22 protein-coding genes are annotated in these 20,713 nt (G+C 72.7%); 10 read left to right on the top strand and 12 right to left on the bottom strand.

Going from position 1 to position 20,713, the window contains the following annotated elements; translation table 11 throughout:
* Position 1 precedes the first annotated feature (1 nt).
* Positions 2-853 carry a hypothetical protein gene (locus tag IEY98_RS25810; protein ID WP_189213213.1) on the top strand — a complete coding sequence of 284 codons (852 nt, stop codon included), beginning with the start codon at positions 2-4 and terminating at the stop codon, positions 851-853.
* Here IEY98_RS25810 and IEY98_RS25815 read toward each other — a convergent pair.
* On the bottom strand, positions 850-2,019 hold the full coding sequence (locus IEY98_RS25815; protein WP_189213214.1) for a class I SAM-dependent RNA methyltransferase: 1,170 nt from the start codon (positions 2,017-2,019) through the stop codon (positions 850-852). The two genes, IEY98_RS25810 and IEY98_RS25815, sit on opposite strands and share 4 nt — an antisense overlap.
* Positions 2,016-4,019 (bottom strand): APC family permease, encoded by a 2,004-nt coding sequence (locus IEY98_RS25820; RefSeq protein ID WP_189213215.1) that lies wholly within the window; start codon positions 4,017-4,019, stop codon positions 2,016-2,018. The genes IEY98_RS25815 and IEY98_RS25820 overlap by 4 nt, the downstream gene beginning before the upstream one ends.
* A gap of 101 nt (positions 4,020-4,120) precedes the next feature.
* On the opposite strand from IEY98_RS25820, the gene IEY98_RS25825 reads away from it, so the two are divergent.
* Together IEY98_RS25825 and IEY98_RS25830 are read left to right on the top strand one after the other, a co-directional pair.
* The gene (locus IEY98_RS25825) at positions 4,121-4,786 is read left to right on the top strand and encodes a potassium channel family protein (protein ID WP_189213216.1); all 666 of its coding nucleotides are present in this window, start codon (positions 4,121-4,123) and stop codon (positions 4,784-4,786) included.
* A complete protein-coding gene (locus IEY98_RS25830; protein ID WP_189213217.1) occupies positions 4,786-5,445 on the top strand; it encodes a potassium channel family protein in 660 nt (219 codons plus the stop codon). The genes IEY98_RS25825 and IEY98_RS25830 overlap by 1 nt, the downstream gene beginning before the upstream one ends.
* Positions 5,446-5,454: 9 nt before the next feature.
* Here the strand turns inward: IEY98_RS25830 and IEY98_RS25835 are convergent, their stop codons facing one another.
* From IEY98_RS25835 to IEY98_RS25845, 3 genes are all read right to left on the bottom strand, one after another.
* On the bottom strand, positions 5,455-6,402 hold the full coding sequence (locus IEY98_RS25835) for an acyl-CoA desaturase (protein WP_189213218.1): 948 nt from the start codon (positions 6,400-6,402) through the stop codon (positions 5,455-5,457).
* A gap of 107 nt (positions 6,403-6,509) precedes the next feature.
* The gene (locus tag IEY98_RS25840) at positions 6,510-7,217 is read right to left on the bottom strand and encodes a DUF3159 domain-containing protein (protein ID WP_189213219.1); all 708 of its coding nucleotides are present in this window, start codon (positions 7,215-7,217) and stop codon (positions 6,510-6,512) included.
* Positions 7,218-7,231: 14 nt separating this feature from the next.
* On the bottom strand, positions 7,232-7,609 hold the full coding sequence (locus IEY98_RS25845) for an OB-fold nucleic acid binding domain-containing protein (protein WP_189213220.1): 378 nt from the start codon (positions 7,607-7,609) through the stop codon (positions 7,232-7,234).
* A 95-nt stretch (positions 7,610-7,704) separates the two neighbouring features.
* Here IEY98_RS25845 and IEY98_RS25850 point away from each other — a divergent pair, with 95 nt between their 5' ends.
* Positions 7,705-8,412 (top strand): alpha/beta fold hydrolase, encoded by a 708-nt coding sequence (locus IEY98_RS25850; protein ID WP_229787443.1) that lies wholly within the window; start codon positions 7,705-7,707, stop codon positions 8,410-8,412.
* A gap of 196 nt (positions 8,413-8,608) precedes the next feature.
* Here IEY98_RS25850 and IEY98_RS25855 read toward each other — a convergent pair whose 3' ends face one another.
* The 3 genes from IEY98_RS25855 to dut form a co-directional block, all read right to left on the bottom strand.
* A complete protein-coding gene (locus tag IEY98_RS25855) occupies positions 8,609-9,226 on the bottom strand; it encodes a LysE family translocator (protein ID WP_189213221.1) in 618 nt (205 codons plus the stop codon).
* Positions 9,227-9,331: 105 nt separating this feature from the next.
* Entirely contained in the window at positions 9,332-9,967 is a 636-nt protein-coding gene (locus IEY98_RS25860) for a DUF3710 domain-containing protein (protein WP_189213222.1), read from the bottom strand.
* Positions 9,968-10,444: a dUTP diphosphatase gene (gene dut / locus IEY98_RS25865; RefSeq protein WP_189213223.1), complete on the bottom strand. Its 477-nt coding sequence runs from the start codon at positions 10,442-10,444 to the stop codon at positions 9,968-9,970.
* Positions 10,445-10,468: 24 nt separating this feature from the next.
* Here dut and IEY98_RS25870 point away from each other — a divergent pair, with 24 nt between their 5' ends.
* Positions 10,469-10,936 carry a DUF3093 domain-containing protein gene (locus tag IEY98_RS25870; protein WP_189213224.1) on the top strand — a complete coding sequence of 156 codons (468 nt, stop codon included), beginning with the start codon at positions 10,469-10,471 and terminating at the stop codon, positions 10,934-10,936.
* A 32-nt stretch (positions 10,937-10,968) separates the two neighbouring features.
* On the opposite strand, the gene IEY98_RS25875 is transcribed toward IEY98_RS25870, so the two are convergent.
* Positions 10,969-11,277, bottom strand: coding sequence for a DUF4193 domain-containing protein (locus IEY98_RS25875; protein ID WP_189213225.1), 309 nt, complete (start codon positions 11,275-11,277; stop codon positions 10,969-10,971).
* 506 nt (positions 11,278-11,783) lie between these two features.
* On the opposite strand from IEY98_RS25875, the gene cei reads away from it, so the two are divergent.
* Positions 11,784-12,458 (top strand): envelope integrity protein Cei, encoded by a 675-nt coding sequence (gene cei, locus IEY98_RS25880; RefSeq protein WP_229787445.1) that lies wholly within the window; start codon positions 11,784-11,786, stop codon positions 12,456-12,458.
* Here cei and IEY98_RS25885 read toward each other — a convergent pair.
* Positions 12,455-13,243, bottom strand: a complete 789-nt coding sequence (locus IEY98_RS25885; RefSeq protein WP_229787447.1) for an inositol monophosphatase family protein — start codon at positions 13,241-13,243, stop codon at positions 12,455-12,457. The genes cei and IEY98_RS25885 overlap by 4 nt on opposite strands.
* Positions 13,244-13,326: 83 nt before the next feature.
* Here IEY98_RS25885 and ppgK point away from each other — a divergent pair, with 83 nt between their 5' ends.
* From ppgK to IEY98_RS25905, 4 genes are all read left to right on the top strand, one after another.
* Positions 13,327-14,088: a polyphosphate--glucose phosphotransferase gene (ppgK, locus tag IEY98_RS25890; RefSeq protein WP_189213227.1), complete on the top strand. Its 762-nt coding sequence runs from the start codon at positions 13,327-13,329 to the stop codon at positions 14,086-14,088.
* Positions 14,089-14,350: 262 nt separating this feature from the next.
* On the top strand, positions 14,351-15,679 hold the full coding sequence (locus IEY98_RS25895; RefSeq protein ID WP_229787449.1) for an RNA polymerase sigma factor: 1,329 nt from the start codon (positions 14,351-14,353) through the stop codon (positions 15,677-15,679).
* 117 nt (positions 15,680-15,796) lie between these two features.
* Positions 15,797-17,461, top strand: a complete 1,665-nt coding sequence (locus IEY98_RS25900) for a hypothetical protein (protein WP_189213229.1) — start codon at positions 15,797-15,799, stop codon at positions 17,459-17,461.
* Positions 17,462-17,764: 303 nt separating this feature from the next.
* A complete protein-coding gene (locus tag IEY98_RS25905) occupies positions 17,765-17,944 on the top strand; it encodes a DUF7455 domain-containing protein (RefSeq protein ID WP_189213230.1) in 180 nt (59 codons plus the stop codon).
* Between the two features lie 143 nt (positions 17,945-18,087).
* Here IEY98_RS25905 and IEY98_RS25910 read toward each other — a convergent pair whose 3' ends face one another.
* Both IEY98_RS25910 and IEY98_RS25915 read right to left on the bottom strand, forming a co-directional pair.
* Positions 18,088-19,263, bottom strand: coding sequence for an ROK family transcriptional regulator (locus IEY98_RS25910; protein ID WP_229787450.1), 1,176 nt, complete (start codon positions 19,261-19,263; stop codon positions 18,088-18,090).
* Between the two features lie 15 nt (positions 19,264-19,278).
* Positions 19,279-20,700 (bottom strand): sugar ABC transporter permease, encoded by a 1,422-nt coding sequence (locus IEY98_RS25915; RefSeq protein WP_189213231.1) that lies wholly within the window; start codon positions 20,698-20,700, stop codon positions 19,279-19,281.
* Positions 20,701-20,713: the final 13 nt, after the last annotated feature.

A 20,713-nucleotide genomic window follows, 5' to 3' on the forward strand; every position in this document is an offset into this window, starting at 1 on the left:
GGTGGGGGACGAGCAGGTGTCCGAGCCGAAGATGGCGATGGACGAGGCCGAGCTGAACCGTCTGACCAAGCAGGTCGGCCGCGCGATGGTCGCCGTCGCCGGTCCGCGCTGGCAGAAGGTGCGCGCGGAGTACCGCTCCGTCGGCCGCCACGTCGAGGTCGACCTGATCGTGACCGGCGCGGACGGCGAGCCGGTGTCCGTGCGCCCGCCGACGGAGATGGTCGAGGGCCTGCGCACGCTGCGCGGCGGCATGTACCGCCCCGGACGCGGCACCTGGATCTCCGCGGTCTACGAGATCGAGCCGCCCGGCGACTACACGGTGGAGTTCGAGCCCGACGTCGAGCCGACGTGGCGCAGGGTCCCGCCGCCGATCGGCTTCATCGACGAGCTGCGCTTCTTCCCCCGTGAGGATTCCCACATCCCGAACTGGCTCCGCGAGCGCGTGACGCCGCCCGGACCGGTGCCGCCCCAGGGCCCCGTGCCGCCCCGGCCCGGTCCCCCGCCTCCGGGCGCCCCGATGCCGCATCCCGGTCCTCCGCAGCCCAACCAGGGACCCCCGCCGCCCGGACAGCCGCACCCCGGCCCCGGACACCCGGGACAGCCCGGTCCGCACCACCCCGGCCCCCAGCATCCCGGCCACGGCCAGCCGCCCGGTCCGCACCAGCCCCACCCAGGCCAGCCCGGCCCCTGGCCGCCCGGTCCCGGCCAGCCCGGCCCGATGCCGCCGCGCGGCCCCGTGCCGCCCCCCGGCGGCCCGCAGGGCCCGCCCGCGCCGCCGCAGGGCCCGCCCACGCCGCCGTGGGGCACGCCGGGCCAGCCGTCCCCGCCTGGCTGGACCCCGCCCGCGCGCTAGCGGCTGAACAGCGCCACGCACTCCACGTGGTGCGTCATGGGGAACGCGTCGAAGGCGCGCAGTGCGCGCAGCTCGTAGCCGTGGCCCGCGAACAGCGCCACGTCCCTGGCCAAGGCGGCCGGGTCGCACGCGACGTACACCACGCGGGCGGGGCAGCGCGCCGCGATCGCGTCCACGACCGCCGAGCCCGCGCCCTTGCGCGGCGGGTCGAGGACGACCACGTCCGGGTCGGGCAGCGCCTCGGCCGCCAGCACGTCCTCCACCTTGCCCGCGAACACCCGCACCGCGGGCAGGTCAGCCAGGTTCTCCGCGCCGCGCTCGGCCGCCGAGCGGTCGGACTCGACCGCCACCACGGAGCCGTCCGGCCCGGCCTGCTCCGCCAGCACCGCGGCGAACAGGCCCGCGCCCGCGTACAGGTCCCAAGCGCAGCCGCCGGACGGAGTGGCGGCCCACTGGCCGACGACCTCGGCCAGGATGTCGGCGGCGTCCGGGTGCACCTGCCAGAACCCGTGCGCGTCGATGCGCCAGTCCCGCCTCGCCGCGCGTTCCACCGCCTCGGACGAGCCCAGCACGCGCGAGCCGGACGCGATGTGCGTGCGGCCCGTGGAGTCCACCGAGACCGCCACCTCGGCGCCCGGCGTCCACGTGCGGGTCACGACCTCGTCGACCGTCCCCGGGGCGGCGATCACGCAGTACGACACCGGGATGACCCGGTGGCTGCGGTGCGCGCGGAACCCCACCCGCCCCTGGCGGTCCACCGCCATCCGCGCCCGGGTCCGCCAGTCGCCCAGCCCGCCCGGCAGCTCCTCCACCTCGACCGGCCACTCGACCTTGGCCAGCCGCGACAGCTGCTCCGCGACGACCGCGGCCTTCAACGCGCGCTGCGTCGGGCCGTCCGCGTGCTGCCAGTCGCAGCCCCCGCACCCGCCCGGCACGGCGTACCCGCACGGCGGCGTGACCCGGCCCGGCGCCGCCGACAGCACCTCGACGGCGTCGCCCCGGCAGAACGACCCGCCCTTGTCCTCGGTGATCGCCACGACGACCCGCTCGCCCGGCAGCGCGTGCCGGACGAACACCACCCGGCCCTCCACCCGCGCGACGCAGTGCCCGCCGTGGGCGACCGCGCCCACCTCGGCCTCGACGCGCCTGCCGGTCCAGTCGGTCACTTGCGCTCCTCATCACCGGTGAGCCCGCGCCGGACGGCGCCGGGGGTCACGCTGTCCCATTCGGGCACCTTGCTCGACGACGCCAGCTGCCACGGCACGCTCGTCACCATCACCCCGGGCTGGAACAGCAGCCTGCCCTTGAGCCGCAGCGCGCTCTGGTTGTGCAGGAACTGCTCCCACCAGTGCCCGACCACATACTCCGGGATGAACACCGTCACCACATCACGCGGGTTGTCCGTGCGCACGCGGCGCACGTAGTCCAGCACCGGCTTGGTGATCTCCCGGTACGGCGACTCGATCACCTTGAGCGGGACGGTGAAGTCCTCCTTGTCCCATTCGGCCACCAGCCTGCGCGTGTCCAGGTCGTCCACGTTGACCGTGACGGCCTCCAGCACGTCCGGCCGCGTCGCCCGCGCGTACGCCAGGGCGCGCTTGGTGGGCAGGTGCAGTTTGGACACCAGCACGATCGCGTGCACCCGCGACGGCAGCACCGACGGCCGCTGGGCCTCCGCCTTGTCCAGCTCGTCGCTGACCCGGTCGTAGTGGCGGCGGATGGCGGTCATCAGCGCGTACAGCGCCGTCATCGCCACGATCGCGATCCACGCGCCCGCCATGAACTTGGTGATCAGCACGACGATCAGCACGGACGCGGTCATGAACAGCCCGAACGCGTTAATCGCCTGCGAGCGCCGCATCCGCCGCCGCTTGGCGGGGTCGTCCTCGGTGGACAGCAGCCGGTTCCAGTGCCGGATCATGCCGGTCTGGCTCATGGTGAACGAGACGAACACGCCCACGATGTAGAGCTGGATGAGCTTGGTGACCTCGGCGTCGAACGCCACGACCAGGATGATCGCGAACCCGGCCAGGCCGACGATGCCGTTGGAGAAGGCCAGCCGGTCGCCCCGGGTGTGCAGCTGGCGGGGCAGGTAGCGGTCCTGGGCCAGGATCGAGCCCAGCACCGGGAAGCCGTTGAACGCGGTGTTGGCCGCGAGCACGAGGATGAGCGCGGTCACCACGGTCACGAAGAAGAACCCGGGCCGGAAGTCGCTGAACACCGCGTCGGCGATCTGGGCGACCATCGTCTTCTGCTCGTAGCCCTCGGGCGCGCCGATGAGCTGGGTCTCCGGGTGCTCGGCGACCTTCACCCCGGTGAACTGCGCCAGGACGATCAGCCCCATCAGCATGGTGACGGCGATCAGCCCCATGGCCAGCAGCGTGCTCGCCGCGTTGCGCGACTTCGGCTTCCGGAACGCGGGCACGCCGTTGCTGATCGCCTCGACGCCCGTCAGCGCAGCGCAGCCGGAGGAGAAGGCGCGCAGCACGAGGAAGGCCAGGAGCAGGCCGGTCAGCTCGCCGTGGTCGGCCCGGATGCCGAACCCGGCGCTCTCGGCGGGCATCTCCTCCCCGACGACCAGCGCCCGGTACAGCCCGAAGCCGATCATGCCCAGGATGCCGACCATGAACGCGTAGGTCGGGATGGCGAACGCCGTCCCCGACTCGCGGATGCCGCGCAGGTTGACCGCGGTCAGCAGCACGATCGCGGCGACGGCGAACTCGACCTTGTGCGTGGCCACGAACGGCACGGCCGAGCCGATGGTGGCCGCCGCCGACGCGATCGACACGGCCACGGTGAGCACGTAGTCCACCAACAGCGCGCTGGCCACCGTCAGCCCGGCCTGCCTGCCCAGGTTGACCGTGGTGACCTCGTAGTCGCCCCCGCCGGACGGGTAGGCGTGCACGTTCTGGCGGTAGCTGGCCACCACCGCGAGCATCACGACCGCGACCACGATCCCCACCCAGGGCGCGAACGTGTACGCCGACAGACCCGCGACCGAGAGCATCAGGAAGATCTCCTCGGGCGCGTACGCCACCGAGGACATCGCGTCGGAGGCGAACACCGGCAGGGCGATGCGCTTGGGCAGCAGCGTGTGGGCCAGCCGGTCGCTGCGGAATGGCCGTCCGACGAGCAGCCGTTTCGCCGCCGTGGAGAACTTGGACACGGGTGCAGAGGGTATGCCGTCGGTGGCCCGCGCCCACGTCGGCACCGGTAGGTTCTGCGGTGTCGCCGGATGGGGACGTGACAGACGCTAGGAGAGACACCGTGCACGTGGTGATCATGGGCTGCGGCCGGGTGGGGGCCTCGATGGCCGCCGCCCTGGAGCGCCTGGACCACACCGTCGCCGTCATCGACCGCGACCACCAGGCGTTCCGCAGGCTGGGCCCGGACTTCCACGGCCAGCAGGTCGTCGGCGTCGGCTACGACCGCGGGGTGCTCATCGAGGCGGGCGTGGAGCGGGCGGGGGCGTTCGCGGCCGTGTCCAGCGGCGACAACTCCAACATCATCTCCGCGCGGGTCGCGCGGGAGACCTTCGGCGTCGAGCACGTCGTGGCCCGCATCTACGACCCCAAGCGCGCCGAGGTCTACGAGCGGCTCGGGATCCCGACCGTGGCCACCGTGCCGTGGACGACCGACCGCCTGCTGCGCACCCTGCTGCCCGACGGCGTCGCCTCGGCGTGGCGGGACCCCACGGGCAAGGTCGCGCTGCTGAACGTGCCGGTGCACGAGGACTGGGTGGGCCGCAGCGTCCGCGACTTCCAGGGCGCGACCGGCGCGCGCGTCGCGTTCATCATGCGCTTCGGCAGCGGGATCCTGCCGACGGCGAAGACCGTCATCCAGGCGGACGACCAGGTGTACGTGGCCGCGCTCTCGGGCACGGTCAGCGACGTGACGGCCGCGGCCGCCGCGCCGCCGGAGGAGGGCAGCTGATGCGGGTCGCGATCGCCGGGGCCGGTGCTGTCGGCCGCTCCATCGCCCAGGAGCTGGTGGCGGGCGAGCACCAGGTCATGCTCATCGAGCGGGACTCGGCCCAGTTCGAGCCGCACACCGTCGACCAGGCCGAGTGGGTGCTCGCCGACGCCTGCGAGCTGGCCTCGCTCGAGGAGGCTGGCCTGCAGCTGTGCGACGTCGTCATCGCCGCGACCGGCGACGACAAGGTCAACCTGGTCGTGTCGCTGCTGGCCAAGACCGAGTTCGCGGTCAAGCGCGTCGTGGCCAGGGTGAACAACCCGGCCAACGAGTGGCTGTTCACCGCGGCGTGGGGTGTCGACGTCGCCGTGTCCACCCCACGCGTGCTGGCGGCGATGGTCGAGGAGGCGGTGAGCGTCGGCGGGCTGGTGCAGCTGCTGACCCTGCGCCAGGGCCAGGCCAACCTCGTCGAGATGACGCTGCCGGACGACACCCCCTGGGCGGGTCGCCCGGTCCGCGACGTGAAGCTGCCGCGCGACGCCGCCCTGGTGACGATCCTGCGCGGCGGACGGGTCATCGTCCCGCAGGCCGACGACTCGCTGGAGGCGGGCGACGAGCTGCTGTTCGTCGCCTCCGCCGCCGTCGAGCCGCAGATCAGGGCGGCATTCGCGCAGATCTGACCGGGTGGGTCAGCGCTGCTCGACCCGCAGCCTGGCGATGCGCTCCGGGGTGGGCCAGCGCACGTTGGTCGCCCAGCCCAGCTTCTCGAAGATCCAGATGAGCCGGGCGGAGATGTCCAGCTGGCCGGGCAGCACGCCGTGGCGGGCGCTGGTCGGGTCGGCGTGGTGGGTGTTGTGCCACGACTCGCCGAAGCTGATCAGCGCGAGCGGCCAGACGTTGGCGGCGCGGTCGCGCGAGCGGAACGGGCGTTCGCCCAACATGTGGCAGATCGAGTTCACCGACCACGTGACGTGGTGCAGCAGCGCGATCCGGATGATGCCCGCCCAGAAGAAGGCGGTGAGCGCGCCCTGCCACGACCAGGTCACCAGGCCGCCGATCATGGCCGGGGCCAGCAGGCTGACCACGGTGAGCACCGGGAACAGCCGGTCGACGCGCTGCAGGTCCTCGTCGGCGAGCAGGTCGGGGGCGAAGCGCTCGGCGTTGGTGCGGTCGCGGTCGAACATCCAGCCCATGTGCGCGTGCCAGAAGCCGCGCATGACGGCGATGGGGCCGGTGCCGAACAGCCACGGCGAGTGCGGGTCGCCCTCCTTGTCGGAGAACGCGTGGTGGCGCCGGTGGTCGGCGACCCAGTCCACGACGGAGCCCTGCGCGGACATGCCGCCCGCCACGGCCAGCGCGATCTTGAGGCCGCGGTTGGGGCGGAACGAGCCGTGGGTGAACAGCCGGTGGTAGCCCACCGTGACACCCAGGCCGGTGATCACGAAGAAGACCGCGCCGATCGCGATGTCGGACCAGCCCAGCCCCCATCCCCATGCGAACGGGACGGCGGCTGCCACCGCCACCAGCGGGATGAGCAGGAACAGGTACACGCTGACCTGCTCAGTGGTGCCGCGGCGCCTGCCGAGCAGCGGTTTGGGCGCGGGCGGCGGCGGTGGCGGTTTGAGTGCTGCGGTCAATGGTCACCTCTCGGGTCAGGACGTCTCCCCCAAGACGGTTCCTACGGTTACGTAACCGTAAGTCTACGGGCGTGAAGTGACCGCGAGGGAATACGGGCGGAAAATTTCTAGGCCGGGTCGGCGTACTTGGCGCGCAGCCGGGCCTCGACGTCGGCGTCGGTCTCCTCGGCGGCCTCGCGCTCCTTCTGCCGCGCGGTGGCCTTGCGCACGGCCCACACGGTGACGGCGAGCGCGACCGCGAACAGCGGGTAGCCCATGGCGAGCTTGGCGAAGGCCAGCCAGCCGGTGAGGTCCTCGTCGTAGAGCCACTTCTGCACGACGAACCGGGCGGCGAACACCGCGACGAAGGTCAGCGTGGCCAGGTCGTAGGCGCGGCGCGAGACGGGGTCGGTGCGCCAGCTCTGCCCGAGGCCGTTGAGCGCTGACCAGATGACGCCGACCAGCGGCCTGCGGATGAGGACCGACAGCAGGAACACGCCGCCGTAGATGAGGGCGGTCCAGATGCCGAAGAGGAAGAAGCCCTTGGCGTCGCCGGTCTGGTGGGCGATGAACACCGCGATGCCGACGCCGAAGAACCCGGAGATGGCGGGCTGCAGCCGCTCCTTGCGGACCACCCTGACCACGGTGATCACCGCGGCGGCGCCGAGCGCGGACCAGATCGCCGGGTTGAGCCCGAAGAAGGCGTTGGCCAGCACGAAGACGATGACCGGGACGCTGGAGTAGATCAGGCCGCTGATGCCGCCCATCTGCTCGAGCAGCGTCTCCTGCCGCTCCTCGGTCTGATCCTTGTCTTCCTCGGGGGCGGGAGTAGTCATGGGCCCTTCGCGGATCAGGTAGTGGCCAGCAGTTCGTAGTACGGGTTGTAGAGAACCTTGCGACCGTCGCGGACTGCGATCCTACCCCGAGCCTTCACGGTCCTGCCGGGTTCGATGCCGGGGATGCGCCGCCTGCCCAGCCAGACCAGGGTGACGCCGTCGGTGCCGTCGAACAGCTCGGCCTCCAGGGTGGCGACCGCGTCGCGCGGGGAGAGCTCCACGCTGCGGAGCCTGCCGCAGAGCGTGACCTCGTCGCCGGAGGCGCAGTCACAGGCTCGTCGGGCCCCCTGCGCGGCCGACTGCGTCGAGAGGTCGTCCGCGTCCAGCTCGGCCACGTCGGTGGTGAGCCGTTTGACGAGGCGGTGCCACGCCCCGTCCCCCTTGTTGCCCATGGCTGATCCGCTCTCTGGTGGGGTCGGCCCCGACTGCACGACCCGTGCACAATCAGCCTAACCATGTGGGGTACGAGTGCCACAAGGAAAAGGGCGTGAGTGTGACCCAGCCGCCGACCGCCGTGCTGCTGCCGGGGACCGGTTCCGACGAGATCTTCGTCCGGTCCGTCTTCGAGGTGCCGGTGTCCGCGCTGGGTGCCCGTCTGCTGCCGCCCGCGCCCGTCCCGGGGACCGGACTCGCGGAAGCCTACCTGACCTGCCTGGACGCCGCGGCACGGACCGCCCCGGTGATCGCGGGCGGCATCTCCTTCGGCGCGCACCTGGCGGCCGCGTGGGCGGTGCGCAACCCCACGCGCTGCGCGGGCCTGCTGCTCGCCCTGCCCGCGTGGGAGGGCGAGCCCGACGGCGCCCCGGCGGCCGTCGCCGCCCGCCACAGCGCCGCGGACATCCGCGCCCGAGGCACCGCAGCGGCACTGGCGTCAGCCATCGAGGGGACCCCCGAATGGCTGGCGACCGAACTGTCCCGCGCCTGGCCCCGCTACGGCGACGGCCTGGCAGCCTCCCTGGAGACCGCCGCCGCCTACCCGGCCCCCACGCTCGCCGAACTCAAGACCCTCGACATCCCCGCAGGCGTCACCTGCTTCGTCGGCGACCCCATCCACCCGGAGTCCGTCGCCCAGTCCTGGGCCGACGCCCTCCCCAGAGCCGTCCTGACCGCGGTCCGCCTGGAGGTCATGGGCGCCGACGTCGAGGCCCTGGGCCGCGCCACCGTCCTGGCCCTCCTCCGCTCGCTGGCCGGCTAACCCTCCACCGCCAACGCGGGTGCCCTGGCGCCGGCACGGCCTACCGGTGCCCGCCCCGGTCCGCAGGCGGCCTGCCGGTGAACGCCCCGTCGCTGAGCGCCCTGTCGGTGGGAGGCCCGTCTATGAGCGCCCTGTCGCGAGCGGCCCGTCGATGGGCCGCCGTCGATAGGTGCCCTGGCGGTGGGCGTTTCGCTGGCTAGCGCTCCGCGGTGGCCAGGGCGCCGCCGAGGCCGATCATCGTCAGGCCGGTGGCCAGGCGTTGCCAGAGGCGCCAGCGGGGCATGGCGGCCAGCTTCGCGCTGATCGCGCCCGCACCCAGCGCGACGAGCACGTCCACCGTGACGGCCATGGCCACCGCGATGGCGCCGAGTAACAGGAAGACCAGGGGCGCGGGCGCCGTCTCCGGATGGACGAAGTGCGGCAGGAACGCCAGGAAGAACAGCGCCGTCTTCGGGTTCAGCACCTCGCTGAGGAACCCCTGCACGACCACCGAGCGGTTGTGCGCCTCCACGTCGGCGACCACCTCATCGGACCCGCGCAACGCCCGGATCCCCAGATAGACGAGGTACGCCGCGCCGAGGTACTTCACCACCGTGAACGCGGGCGCCGACGCCGCCAGCAGCGCCGACAGCCCGACCGCCGCCGCGGCGACGTGCATCAGCGCGCCGAGCCCGTTCCCCAGCACCGAGCGCATCCCGACCGCTCGCCCGCCGCTGAGGCTGCGGGCCAGCACGTACAGCACGCCCGGCCCGGGCAGCACGGCGAAGAGCGCGGACGCGCCCAAGAACAGCAACCACTCGTTGGCGGTAGGCACCTCGAACCCCCAGCTCCCGGGGCGGGACCGGACTCCCGCCTCCGCCTTCGAGGCTAATCAGGCCCGAGGCCGTCCCGAAAGGGCGGCCCCGGGCCTGTGGACAACTCAGGCCTGCTGCTCCTGCGCCTGCGCGATGTGCTCGGCGATCGCCTGCGGCAGCTCCAGCGGCAGCGGCGTGCGCACCGGCATCGGCTGAGCGCCGCGGACCACGATCGTCCGGCGCAGCAGTTCGCGCAGCGCCTTCGCGCTGTGGTCGGCCAGCTGGGGCGGGCCGGCCACGACGCCGCGGAGCATCCAGCGCGGGCCGTCGATGCCGACGAAGCGCAGGGCGGCCTCGCCCATGGTGGCTGCCAGCTCCTGGCCCCAGTCGCCCACGGTGCTGTGCACCTTGGCGCCGTCGGCGCGCAGTTGGTCTGCCAGTTCGCCGCACACCTCGCGCCACAGCCCGCCGGAGCGGGGGGCGGCGTAGGCGGTGATGGTGAGCTGGCCGATCTGGGTCAGCACGTGCACGGCGCGCACCGGGCCCGCGGGGTCCATCTCCACCTGCAGCTGCGCGCCGTCGGGCACCGGGAAGCGGACGGCGCCCAGGTCGAGGCGCGGCATGTCGTCCTCGGGGGCGTCGTCGACGTCGTAGGGGCCGTCGGTCAGGTCGGCGTGCTCGACCGGGGTCTCCTCGACCTCCTCGACCACCGGCGCGGGCTCCTCGACGTCCCTGCGGCGCTTGCGCCCGAACAGTGCCACTTACTCCTCCGTCCCGTGCCGACCGCCGAGCACCGCGTGCCCGCCGGTCGAACCGTAGCCACCCGCGCCGCGCTCGGTCTCGGTCAGCGCGGGCACCTCCCGGAATACCGCGTGCTCCACGCGCTGCACAACCAGTTGCGCTATCCGGTCACCCCGTCGGAGCGAGATCGGCGCGCGCGGGTCGTGGTTGACCAGGCACACCTTGATCTCGCCCCGGTAGCCCGAGTCGATCGTGCCGGGGGTGTTGACCACGCTGAGGCCCGTCCGGGCGGCCAGTCCCGAGCGCGGGTGCACGAACCCGGCGTACCCGTCGGGCAGGGCGATCGCGATCCCGGTGCCGACCAGCACCCGCTCCCCCGGGCCGATGACCACGTCCGACGTGGTCACCAGGTCCGCACCGGCGTCCCCGGGCCGGGCGTAGCCGGGCAGCGGGACACCCGGATCGAGCCGGGTGAGCAGGACCTCGACGCTGGGCACGAGCGGCGAGACTACCCTGGAGCCGTGGACGACCGATCGCGCACCGTCACCCAGCGCACCGGACACGCCGAGCGGCTGTACGTGACCTGGTACTGGTGGCCGCTGCCGCTGACGGCGGCCGCGCTGCTGGCCGCCGAGGTGCACATGGGCTACCCCGGTCTGCGCGCTTGGCTGCCCTACGCCGTGCTGATCCCCCTGGCCGTGCTGGCCGTGTGGAGCGCGGGCCGCTCCCGCGTCGCCGTCGAGGACGGCGAGCTGCGGGTGGGCGAGGCGCGCCTGCCGCTGGAGTTCGTCGGGGAGGTCGAGGTGTTCCCCGCGCGCAGCAAGCGGGCGGCCCTGGGTCCGAATCTGGACCCGGCCGCCTACCTGGTGCACAAGGGCTGGGTCGGCCCCCTTGTCCGGGTCCGGGTCGACGATCCGGCCGACCCGACCCCGTACTGGTTGTTCAGCACCCGCCACCCCGAGCGCGTGGTCGCCGCGCTCGGGAGGTAGCGGCCGCCCGCGCGCCCCCGGCGCGCACGGACTCACACGCAGTCGCGGCAGACGTAGAGCCCGTTGTTCTCCTCCGCCAGCCTGCTGCGGTGGTGAACGAGGAAACACTTGGAACAGGTGAACTCGTCGGCCTGCTTCGGGACGACGCGGACCGTCAGGTCCTCGCCCGACAGTGCCGACAGGTCGGCCCCGGGCAGCTCATAGCTCTCCGCGGTGTCCGACTCGTCCACGTCGACGACGCCGGATTGCGTCTCGTTCCGCCGCGCCTTGAGCTCCTCGAGGGAGTCCTCGGCGAGGTCATCTGCCTCGCTACGGCGTGGTGCGTCGTAGTCGGTCGCCATCTTCCTTCACCCCTGCGGTCCTTCAGGATGTAAGTCGTGCCGCTGGAGAACGTTCCAGCGCCCCGGTTTGTGCCCGCCCATCGCGTGACGGGCGTCTCGCCCGCCCGTCCCCGGTCGGACCGATCTTTCGGGATCGATTCGGCGTGCCGGTGGAGACGACAGAGCGCGCAGAGGGTAGCCCATCCCCCTCGGGCACACGCATCGGATTAGCAACAGCGGGTTTGGCGGTGGCAGTCCAGTGGCACCCGGACACCACCCGCCCGGGTGGGAGGGTGTTGCCGCCGCCTCGCCCGCGTGGTGCGATCACGATCGGAGGGTCACTGTACGCCATCGGACAATCGCTCCCGGCAATGACAGGGCCGTGATAGCGGCCGATTGTCACAGGAGCGTTGCACCGGGGCGGCCGGTTGGCCCGACGATCTTGGAAACCAATAGGCTGAGCAGCAGCGATCAGCTCTGATCGCGGTGCCGATCCGGGGGTGGTGCGCATGGACGGGGTGAGAAGAGTGCAGGCGGCTCCTCGCTACCGCAAACGGCGCCCGGTGCCCGCCCTGGTCTTCCTCGCCGTGCTGGCGATGGCGGCCGGTCTGGTGTGGATGCAGGTGCTGGAGGACGCGGGCGCCGAGCGCGCCGACGCGCGGACCTGTCCGGCGTCCCCGCTGCCCGCCGAGGCGCTGGCCGGGCTCGCCGAGCCGATGGGCGAGGTGCTTCCGCACACCGCTCTGGACGACACCACGCCCGCGCCCGCGCGCACGGCCCTGGTGCGCGTGCTCAACGCCAGCGGCCAGAACCGGCAGGCGACGGCGGTGTCCGAGGCGCTGAGCGAGCTGGGCTTCTCGAAGCTGGCCGAGCCGAAGAACGACATGCTGTACCCGGAGGGGACGCTGGCCTGCTACGGCCAGATCCGCTTCGGACAGAAGGGCGTCTCGGCGGCCCGCACGCTCAGCATCCTCGTCCCGTGCGCGGAGCTGGTCCGCGACAACCGCCAGGACGCCACCGTCGACCTCGCCGTCGGCCAGCGCTTCGGCCACGTGACCCCGCGGCCGGAGGGCCGCGAGGTGCTGGACCAGCTGGCCCAGTGGACGTCGCAGAGCAGCGGCCAGGGCGGACTGCAGGGCGAGTCCGCCGGGCCGGACATCGACGGGCAGCTCATGGCGGCCGCGCGCGACGTGCGCTGCTAGCCCATCCCGGCTCGCGCGCACGCCGCGCGCAGCGGCGCCGCGATGGCCGGGGACGCGACGAAGATCGCGTCGTCGCCCAGCTCGTGCTGCCCCGGCAGCAGCACGACCGCGCCCGCCTCCCGGGCGATGAGCGCGCCCGCGGCCCAGTCCCAAGGCGACAGCCCGCGCTCGACGTAGGCGTCCACCCAGCCCGCCGCGACCGCGCACAGGTCGAGCGCGGCCGAGCCGCCCCTGCGGATGTCGCGGACCACGCCCAGCAGCTCGGCGACCACGGCGGCGTGCCGGACGCGCCGCTCCCGGTCGTAGGTGAACCCGGTGGCCAGCAGCGTCAGGTCCAGTGACGCGGGCTCGGAGACGCGCAGCGGGACGCCGTCCAGCCACGCCCCGCGCCCGCGCGCAGCGGTCCAGCACCGGCCGCTCACCGGCTCCACCACGGCCCCGGCGACGGACTCGCCGTCGACCTGGGCGGCGACGGACACGCAGTGCCACGGGTGGCCGTAGAGGTAGTTGACGGTGCCGTCGATGGGGTCGACGACCCAGGTGACGCCCGCGCCCGCCGTGCCGCCCGCCTCCTCGCCGAACACGGCGTCCTCCGGGCGCAGCTCGGCCAGCCGGGACCGGACGAGCGCCTCGGCCGCGGTGTCGCCCGCGGTCACGACGTCGGTCGCCGTGGATTTGGTGGTCACCTCGCGCACGGCGTCCGCGCGCACCGTCCGGGCCAGCTCGGCGGCCTCCTTGGCGACTGTCAACGCGATGTCGGCCAGTTCCTGTTCCGTGATACCCACCCGGCTATCGGACCACAGCCGCGTCTCACCAGCTAATCTCTGCGGCAACGTGGTTCTGAATCGATTAGAAAGGACCAGCGCCGATGGCAGAGGCAGCCCGCGGCTTCGGAGTGGATGTCGGCGGGTCCGGCATCAAGGGCGGCGTCGTCGACCTCGCGGCTGGCAGGCTCGTGGGGGACCGGCACCGGATCGACACCCCGCAGCCGTCGACCCCGGACGCGGTCGCCGACGTGGTGGCCGAGATCGTCGCCGGGTTCGGCTGGGAGGGCCCGGTCGGCGTGACGCTGCCCGCGGTGGTCAAGCGCGGGGTCGCCCACACCGCGGCCAACATCGACAAGTCCTGGATCGGCACCGACGCGGCCGCGCTGTTCGCCAAGCGCCTCGACCGCAGGCCGAACGAGGTGGTCGTGCTCAACGACGCCGACGCGGCGGGCATGGCCGAGATCCGCTACGGCTGGCCCGGCGACCAGAGCGGCGTCGTCGTGCTGCTGACCTTCGGCACCGGGATCGGCACCGCGCTGTTCCTCGACGGCAGGTTGGTCCCAAACACCGAGTTCGGCCACCTGGAGGTCGACGGCCACGACGCCGAGACCAGGGCGGCCGCCTCGGTGAAGGACGAGGAGGAGCTCACCTGGGAGCAGTGGGCCCCTCGGGTGTCCCGCTACATCAACGCCCTCGAGGACCTGATCTGGCCGGACCTGATCATCGTCGGCGGCGGGGTCAGCAAGAAGGCCGACAAGTGGGTGCCGATGCTCGACGTGCGCACCAAGGTCGTCGCCGCCGAACTGCGCAACACGGCCGGGATCGTGGGCGCCGCGACGGCGGCAGCCGAACGGGAGGGGTGACGGGCGCGGCCGGGCCGCTGGCGGACGCAGCGCCCGGCCTGCCGAACCCGGGGGGACCGGGCCGCGACTGAGCACGATCACGCACGAAAAGCGCGGTGTCCGCCCGACGCAACCACCACGGTTGAGTCCGGGGACGCGGACCGGTCGCTACAATGGAACACGGCCCTCCCGCAGGGCTCTCCCCGAACTCCGGCAGTGACCACGCTTGATCAGGCGTATCCGCGTGGGAACTGCCGTGATGGACCGTTCTGAAAGGGCGTACGTGGCAGCCGCACGAACCGCAACCCGACGCTCCACGGCGTCGGCGAGCACCGCCAAGACGACCAAGGGCGCACCGGCTTCGGACGAGGAGCTGCAGGACGCCGCTGGGACCAAGACGACGGCGAAGAAGGCCGCCAAGCCCCGGGCGCCCAAGAAGGCCGCCGCGCCCAAAGCGGGCGCGAAGGCAGGCCCCAAGAAGGCCGTCGACGGGCCCGACGGCGAAGAGCCCGAGGACCTGGACAACCCCGACCTGTCCGACCTCGAGGAGGTCGAGGTCGACCCGGTCGACGAGACCGTCGACGCCGTCGAGGTCAAGGAAGACGACAAGCCCGAGAAGGACGGCGACTTCGTCTGGGACGAGGAGGAGTCCGAGGCGCTGCGGCAGGCCCGCAAGGACGCCGAGCTCACCGCCTCGGCCGACTCCGTCCGCGCCTACCTCAAGCAGATCGGCAAGGTCGCGCTGCTGAACGCGGAGGAGGAGGTGGAGCTGGCCAAGCGCATCGAGGCCGGGCTCTACGCCGCCGAGCGCGTGCGCAAGGCCGAGGACGAGAACGAGAAGCTCCAGCCGCAGATGCGCCGCGACCTGCGGTGGATCATCCGCGACGGCGAGCGCGCCAAGAACCACCTGCTCGAGGCCAACCTGCGGCTCGTGGTGTCGCTGGCCAAGCGCTACACCGGCCGCGGCATGGCGTTCCTGGACCTGATCCAGGAGGGCAACCTCGGCCTGATCCGCGCGGTGGAGAAGTTCGACTACACCAAGGGCTACAAGTTCTCCACGTACGCCACGTGGTGGATCCGCCAGGCGATCACCCGCGCGATGGCCGACCAGGCCCGCACCATCCGCATCCCGGTGCACATGGTCGAGGTCATCAACAAGCTCGGCCGCATCCAGCGCGAGCTGCTCCAGGACCTCGGGCGCGAGCCCACCCCGGAGGAGCTGGCCAAGGAAATGGACATCACCCCGGAGAAGGTGCTGGAGATCCAGCAGTACGCCCGGGAGCCCATTTCCCTCGACCAGACCATCGGCGACGAGGGCGACAGCCAGCTCGGCGACTTCATCGAGGACTCCGAGGCCGTCGTCGCGGTGGACGCGGTGTCGTTCACGCTGCTGCAGGACCAGCTCCAGTCGGTGCTGGCGACGCTGTCCGAGCGCGAGGCGGGCGTCGTCCGCCTGCGCTTCGGCCTCACCGACGGCCAGCCGCGCACCCTGGACGAGATCGGCCAGGTCTACGGCGTGACGCGGGAGCGCATCCGCCAGATCGAGTCGAAGACGATGTCCAAGCTGCGCCACCCGTCGCGCTCGCAGGTCCTGCGCGACTACCTCGAATAGGACTAGGACCACGACGAAGGGCCGCCCACGGTTGTGGGCGGCCCTTCGTGTTCGCCACGGGCCGTAGCGCCGTCGGAGCGCCGCGCGATGATCCAGGCGACTGGCTTGGAGGTCGCCATGGCGCGCGTGGTCGTGATCGCCGCGGTCCTGTTCCTGCTCGCCGCGCCCGCGGCCGCGCAGGAGGTGGAGATCGCCATCGTGGGCGGCGACGAGCCCGTCCTCGTCTCGACGGAGCCCGTCGCGGTGGAGGTCGTGAACAACAGCCTCCGGGACGTCGCGGTGACCGTCGAGGCGAGCGCGATGTCCGACAAGCAGACCGCGGTCAAGATCGACGTCGCCGCGCCGACGGCGATCCCGGCCGCCGGGTCGATCCGGGTCTCCCTGACCGCGCGCGACACGCTGGCCGACGGGGCCACCGGGTGGCTGGTGGTGCGGACCGACACCGCGATCGCGCGCCGCGCCATCACCGTCGGCGGCGAGGAGACGGCCGTGACGGCCTGGTCGACCGACTGGACGCGCTGGACGGGCCTGGAGGGCGACACGCTGCCCGGCCGGATCCCCGCCACCTGCGCCGACGAGACCGCGACCGCCACGCTCGTCTCCGGCGACAACACCGCCAGGCTGACCGCCACGTGCGTCGACGGCGCGTACTCGCTCGCCATGTCCGACATCGAGGCCGCCGGGCCGTCGCTGGGCTCCGGGGAGTACACCGGCACCCTCGACCTGGGCGAGTCGGCGGTCGAGGTCACCGTGAAGCGGTCGGCGCCGGTCCTGCTCGCCGTCGCGCTGCTGCTCGGCGGGACGCTCGTGGCCCTCGGCGCGCAGACCTGGATCGCCGACCGGCGCCCGATCAGTCAGCGGCGCAGGGAGGTCGAGCGGATCATCCCGCCCGAGGAGGGCATCGCGAACAGCGTCGTCGGTTCGGCCAAGGTGGACATCGACACCCGGCTGCGGAACATCCGACCCGGCGGGAAGGTGCGCCGGTACCTGCTGTTCTGGCTCCCCTGGCCGGACGGCTTCGCCACGGCGCGGCTGGCGGCCGTCGACACCGAGATCGCCCGGCTGACGTCGATCGTCGAGCGGCACCAGGCCTATCGGGACGGTCTGGCCACCCTGGCCGCGAACCGCGACGTCCTGGACCGCCGGGCGCCCGGCATGCGCGCGCGGCTCGACCGCCTCGCCGCTCCCCCGGCCGATCTCGACCCCGCCGAGCTCGCCGAGCACATCACCGACGCCGAGCACGCGGACGCGCTCGTGCGGGTCGCCGAGGAGCTGGACAGCCTGTGGGCGGCCATCGACAACCCCGCTCCCGGCACGGCCCAGTGGCACGTGGAGGCCGCGCACCTGCAGTTCCGGGTGCTGCGCGCCGGGCTGGCCCGGCTGACCCGCCCGGCCGAGGTCACCGGCCTGCGCGACCAGCTGGCCACCGCCGTCACGCTGGCCGACCGGCTGCGGCCGGACGCCGAGGGCGTGCGACCCGAGGTGGGGATCGCGACGGACGCGCCCGCCCTGGGCGTCGGCAGCGGCGTGGTCGACCGGGTGCGGCGGTTCGTCGTCGCCCTGGCGGGCAAGGCGGACCGGCTGGCCCTCCGGGACGCCGCGGTGGCGGTGGTCGTCGGGCTGGTGGCCTTGTGGGGCGGTCTGTCCGCGCTGTACGTCGGCACGGTGTGGGGCAGCGTCTGGGATCTGGTCACCGCGGCGGTCTGGGGGTTCGGCGCGGTGACCGTGGCGGCACCCTTGGTGACGGCGCTCAAGCGCGTGGGGTCGACGACCCGGGAATGAGCAAGCAGACATCCGGGTGAATCGCGCGGCTCCTGTGTGCTCCGCCACCGTTCGCCCGTGGTGAACACGAGCCGACGCCAGCGTGCCGGGATCTTGGTAGCGGTCCGTAGTTTTGCCTGGACCTGGGCATTCACGCGTGTTTGAGAGTGCGTTAAGGAACCGTGACGTGGTCATGTCCAGGCATTGGGAACACTGCCATCCGCCCGTGCGTCTGTAAGAGTAGGAAGTGCGAGCACGGCGGCAACCGTGTCCGCACCGATGGGCGCCGGAGCCACCCGGCGCCGGGACGGAGGGAGAACTCCGATGACGACCACGACGCTCACCCGCCCCGAGCTGACCGCTGCCGACCGCTGCGACCGGTGTGGCGCCGCCGCGAAGGTCCGCGCCGTTCTCCCCTCCGGGGGCGAGCTGCTGTTCTGCAACCACCACGCGCGCGCTCACGAGGACCGCCTGCGCGAGATGTCGGCACAGCTCGAGGGCTGAACCTCTCCTTACGTCCACCGGCCGGCCCATGCTCGCGGAAAGCGCGAGCCTGGGTCGGCCTCTTCATCTCCCGGGGGCCGACCCCCGGCAACCCCGACCCAGCGACGAAGCCAGTCTCCACGGAGCCGCTGACCCTCCGCTGATCACACGGCGCCCAGCACCGTCTCGAAGGCCAGCTCGGCAGCGCCGATCAGCTTGCAGTCGGCGCCCATGGTGGAGGCGAGGATGCGCGTCCCGCCGATCGCCCTGCTCACCAGGCTGCGCCGCCCGACCTCGTCGCCGACCCGCTTGACCAGCGGCACCGGCAGCGACGTGAAGAGATCGCCCAGCACGACCAGTTCGGGGCTGAACGCGTTGACGACGTTGACCAGCCCCAGCACCAGCCACTCGCTGAACTCGGCCAGCTTGCGCTCGGCCTCGGCGGGCGCGGCCGACAGCGCCCGCAGCTCGGCCACCACGGCGCCGCGCGGCGAGCCCTCCGGCAGGTCCAGCGCCCGGCAGAGCGCGACCTCGCCGACCTCGGTCTCCCAGCAGCCGCGGCTGCCGCAGTAGCAGTGCCGCCCGGTCGGGTTGACCACCATGTGGCCCAGCTCGCCGACGTAGCCCGCGGTGCCGCTGAGCGTCGCGCCGTCGGAGATCACGCCGCCGCCGACGCCGATGTCCGCCGAGACGTACACCGCGTCCAGCGAGCCCCGCGCCACCCCGCGCAGGTGCTCGGCCAGCGCGGCGATCTCGGCGTCGTTGCCCACCCGGATCGGGATGCCCAGCGCGGCGCCGAGGCGGTCGCCCAGCGGCACCCCGGTCCACTGCAGGTTCGGCGCCTCGTGCACGAACCCGTCGGAGCGGCGCACGACGCCGGGCACGGAAACGCCCGCGGCGATCGTGCGCACGCCCAGCTCGTCGGCCAGCACCCGCATCGACTCGATGATGTGGGTGATCACCTCGTCGGGCTCGCGGGCCTTGCCGCGCAGGTTCCAGCTGTTGCGGCCGAGCATCTCCCCGCCGAGTCCGACCAGGGCCATGGCGACCTGCTCGACCCGGATGTCCACGGCCAGCACCACCGCGGCCAGCGGCTGCGGCAGCACCAGCAGCGACGGCCTGCCCGCGCCGGAGCGGGCCCTGGGGACCCGCTCCTCCACGACGCCGGTCTCGGCGAGCCCGTCGACCAGGGCCTTGATCGTGCTGCGGTTGAGGCCGAGCTCGGTGGCCAGCGCGGCCCGGGTGGTCGGCCCCTCGATGTGCAGGCGGCGCAGCAGCGCCGTGCGGTTGTGCCTGCGCACCTCGTCGGGTCGCGCGCCCGCCGTCGGTGTGCTGGTCACGTCCGTCTCCTCCTGCTACCTGCTCGCCACCGCCGCCCGCCTGCGGGAAAGCGCGTCCACGGTCGCCGCGAGCAACAGTACGAGGCCGGTCACGATGTTGACCACCGCGGCCGGTTGCTCCAACAGGCCGAGTCCGTTCTCCACGGTCGCCAGGACCAGACCGCCGACCACGGCGTGGAACACCTTGCCGCGCCCGCCGAACAGCGACGTGCCGCCGATGACCGCGGCGCCGACGGCGAACAGCAGCGTGTTGAGCCCGCCTGCCTGCGGGTCGACCGAGCCGACCTTGGACGAGTACACGATCGCACCGATCGCCGCCGCCGACGACGCGACCACGAAGACGCTGGCCCGGATCTTGCTCACATTGATGCCCGCGCGCCGGGCGGCCTCGGCGTTGCCGCCCACGGCGTAGATGTGGCGGCCGTAGCGCGTGCGGTTGAGCACGTAGGTGCCGATGACCAGCAGCGCGAGGATGATCGGGACGACGTAGGGCACGCCCTCGATGACCACGGCGTCGTTGGGCGAGCGGTTGAGGCACAGCGCCCAGGTCGACAGCGCGCCGATCACCGCGACCGCGCCGACCTTGGCGGCCACGACCGGCGTCGGCGGGGTGACCAGGCCGCGGTTGGACCGCACGAAGTGCTCGCCGAGCACGACGGCGGCGTACCCGCCCGCGGCGACGACGAACAGCAGCCAGCTCCCCCACACCGGGAGGTTGCCGTTGGCCACGGCGAACAGCGTCGGCTGCGTGCCGATGCCGAACACGCCGCCCTCGCCGATGAACTGCAGGATCACGCCCTGCCACGTGATGAACAGCGCCAGCGTCACCACGAACGACGGCATGCCGATCTTGGACACCAGGAACCCGGTGATCACGCCGATGGCCGCGCCGACCGACAGGGCCAGCAGCATCTCGATCCACGGGTTCGGCGGCGCGCCGATCGCGGCGATGACGACCGCGACGGCGGCGAACCCGGCGCCCGCCCAGATCCGCATGAGCACGGCGAGCGCGATGGCCACGATCAGGCCGCCGACGAAGACGTAGAAGACCGTGTTGCCCATGCCGCCGAGCAGGTTGCCCGAGCGGACGTAGTGCATGGCCATCACCGCGGCGCACACGCCGGACGCGGTGCCCGCCGACAGGTCGATCTCGCCGAGCAGCAGGACGAACACCAGCCCCATGGCGATGATCATCTTGCCTGCGCCCTGGGCGAGCAGGTTGGCGACGTTGTCGAGGGTGAGGAAGTAGTCCGACAGCAGCGCGAACACGAGCACCAGGGCGACCAGGCCGAGCACGGCGGGCAGGGAGCCGAGGTCGCCGCCGCGCAGCCGGGCGGCGTAGTCGCGCACGGCCTCGGCGGTGGACTGCTTGGTGGTGTCGATGCCGAAGTCGGAGATGGCGCTCTCCTTCTTCGCGGCGACGGGGGTGTCTGTCATGGGTGGCTCCGGC

Origin of the sequence: Actinokineospora fastidiosa, from assembly GCF_014648415.1 — a bacterium.
Taxonomy (GTDB): Bacteria; Actinomycetota; Actinomycetes; order Mycobacteriales; family Pseudonocardiaceae; genus Actinokineospora; species Actinokineospora fastidiosa.

Coding starts and splice junctions, on each gene's coding strand:
- IEY98_RS25905 (WP_189213230.1), top strand. CDS start 17,765: ATGACGACCACGACGCTCACCCGCCCCGAGCTGACCGCTGCCGACCGC.
- IEY98_RS25875 (WP_189213225.1), bottom strand. CDS start 11,277: ATGGCGACCGACTACGACGCACCACGCCGTAGCGAGGCAGATGACCTC.
- IEY98_RS25830 (WP_189213217.1), top strand. CDS start 4,786: ATGCGGGTCGCGATCGCCGGGGCCGGTGCTGTCGGCCGCTCCATCGCC.
- IEY98_RS25900 (WP_189213229.1), top strand. CDS start 15,797: ATGGCGCGCGTGGTCGTGATCGCCGCGGTCCTGTTCCTGCTCGCCGCG.
- IEY98_RS25915 (WP_189213231.1), bottom strand. CDS start 20,700: ATGACAGACACCCCCGTCGCCGCGAAGAAGGAGAGCGCCATCTCCGAC.
- ppgK (WP_189213227.1), top strand. CDS start 13,327: ATGGCAGAGGCAGCCCGCGGCTTCGGAGTGGATGTCGGCGGGTCCGGC.
- IEY98_RS25845 (WP_189213220.1), bottom strand. CDS start 7,609: ATGGGCAACAAGGGGGACGGGGCGTGGCACCGCCTCGTCAAACGGCTC.
- IEY98_RS25840 (WP_189213219.1), bottom strand. CDS start 7,217: ATGACTACTCCCGCCCCCGAGGAAGACAAGGATCAGACCGAGGAGCGG.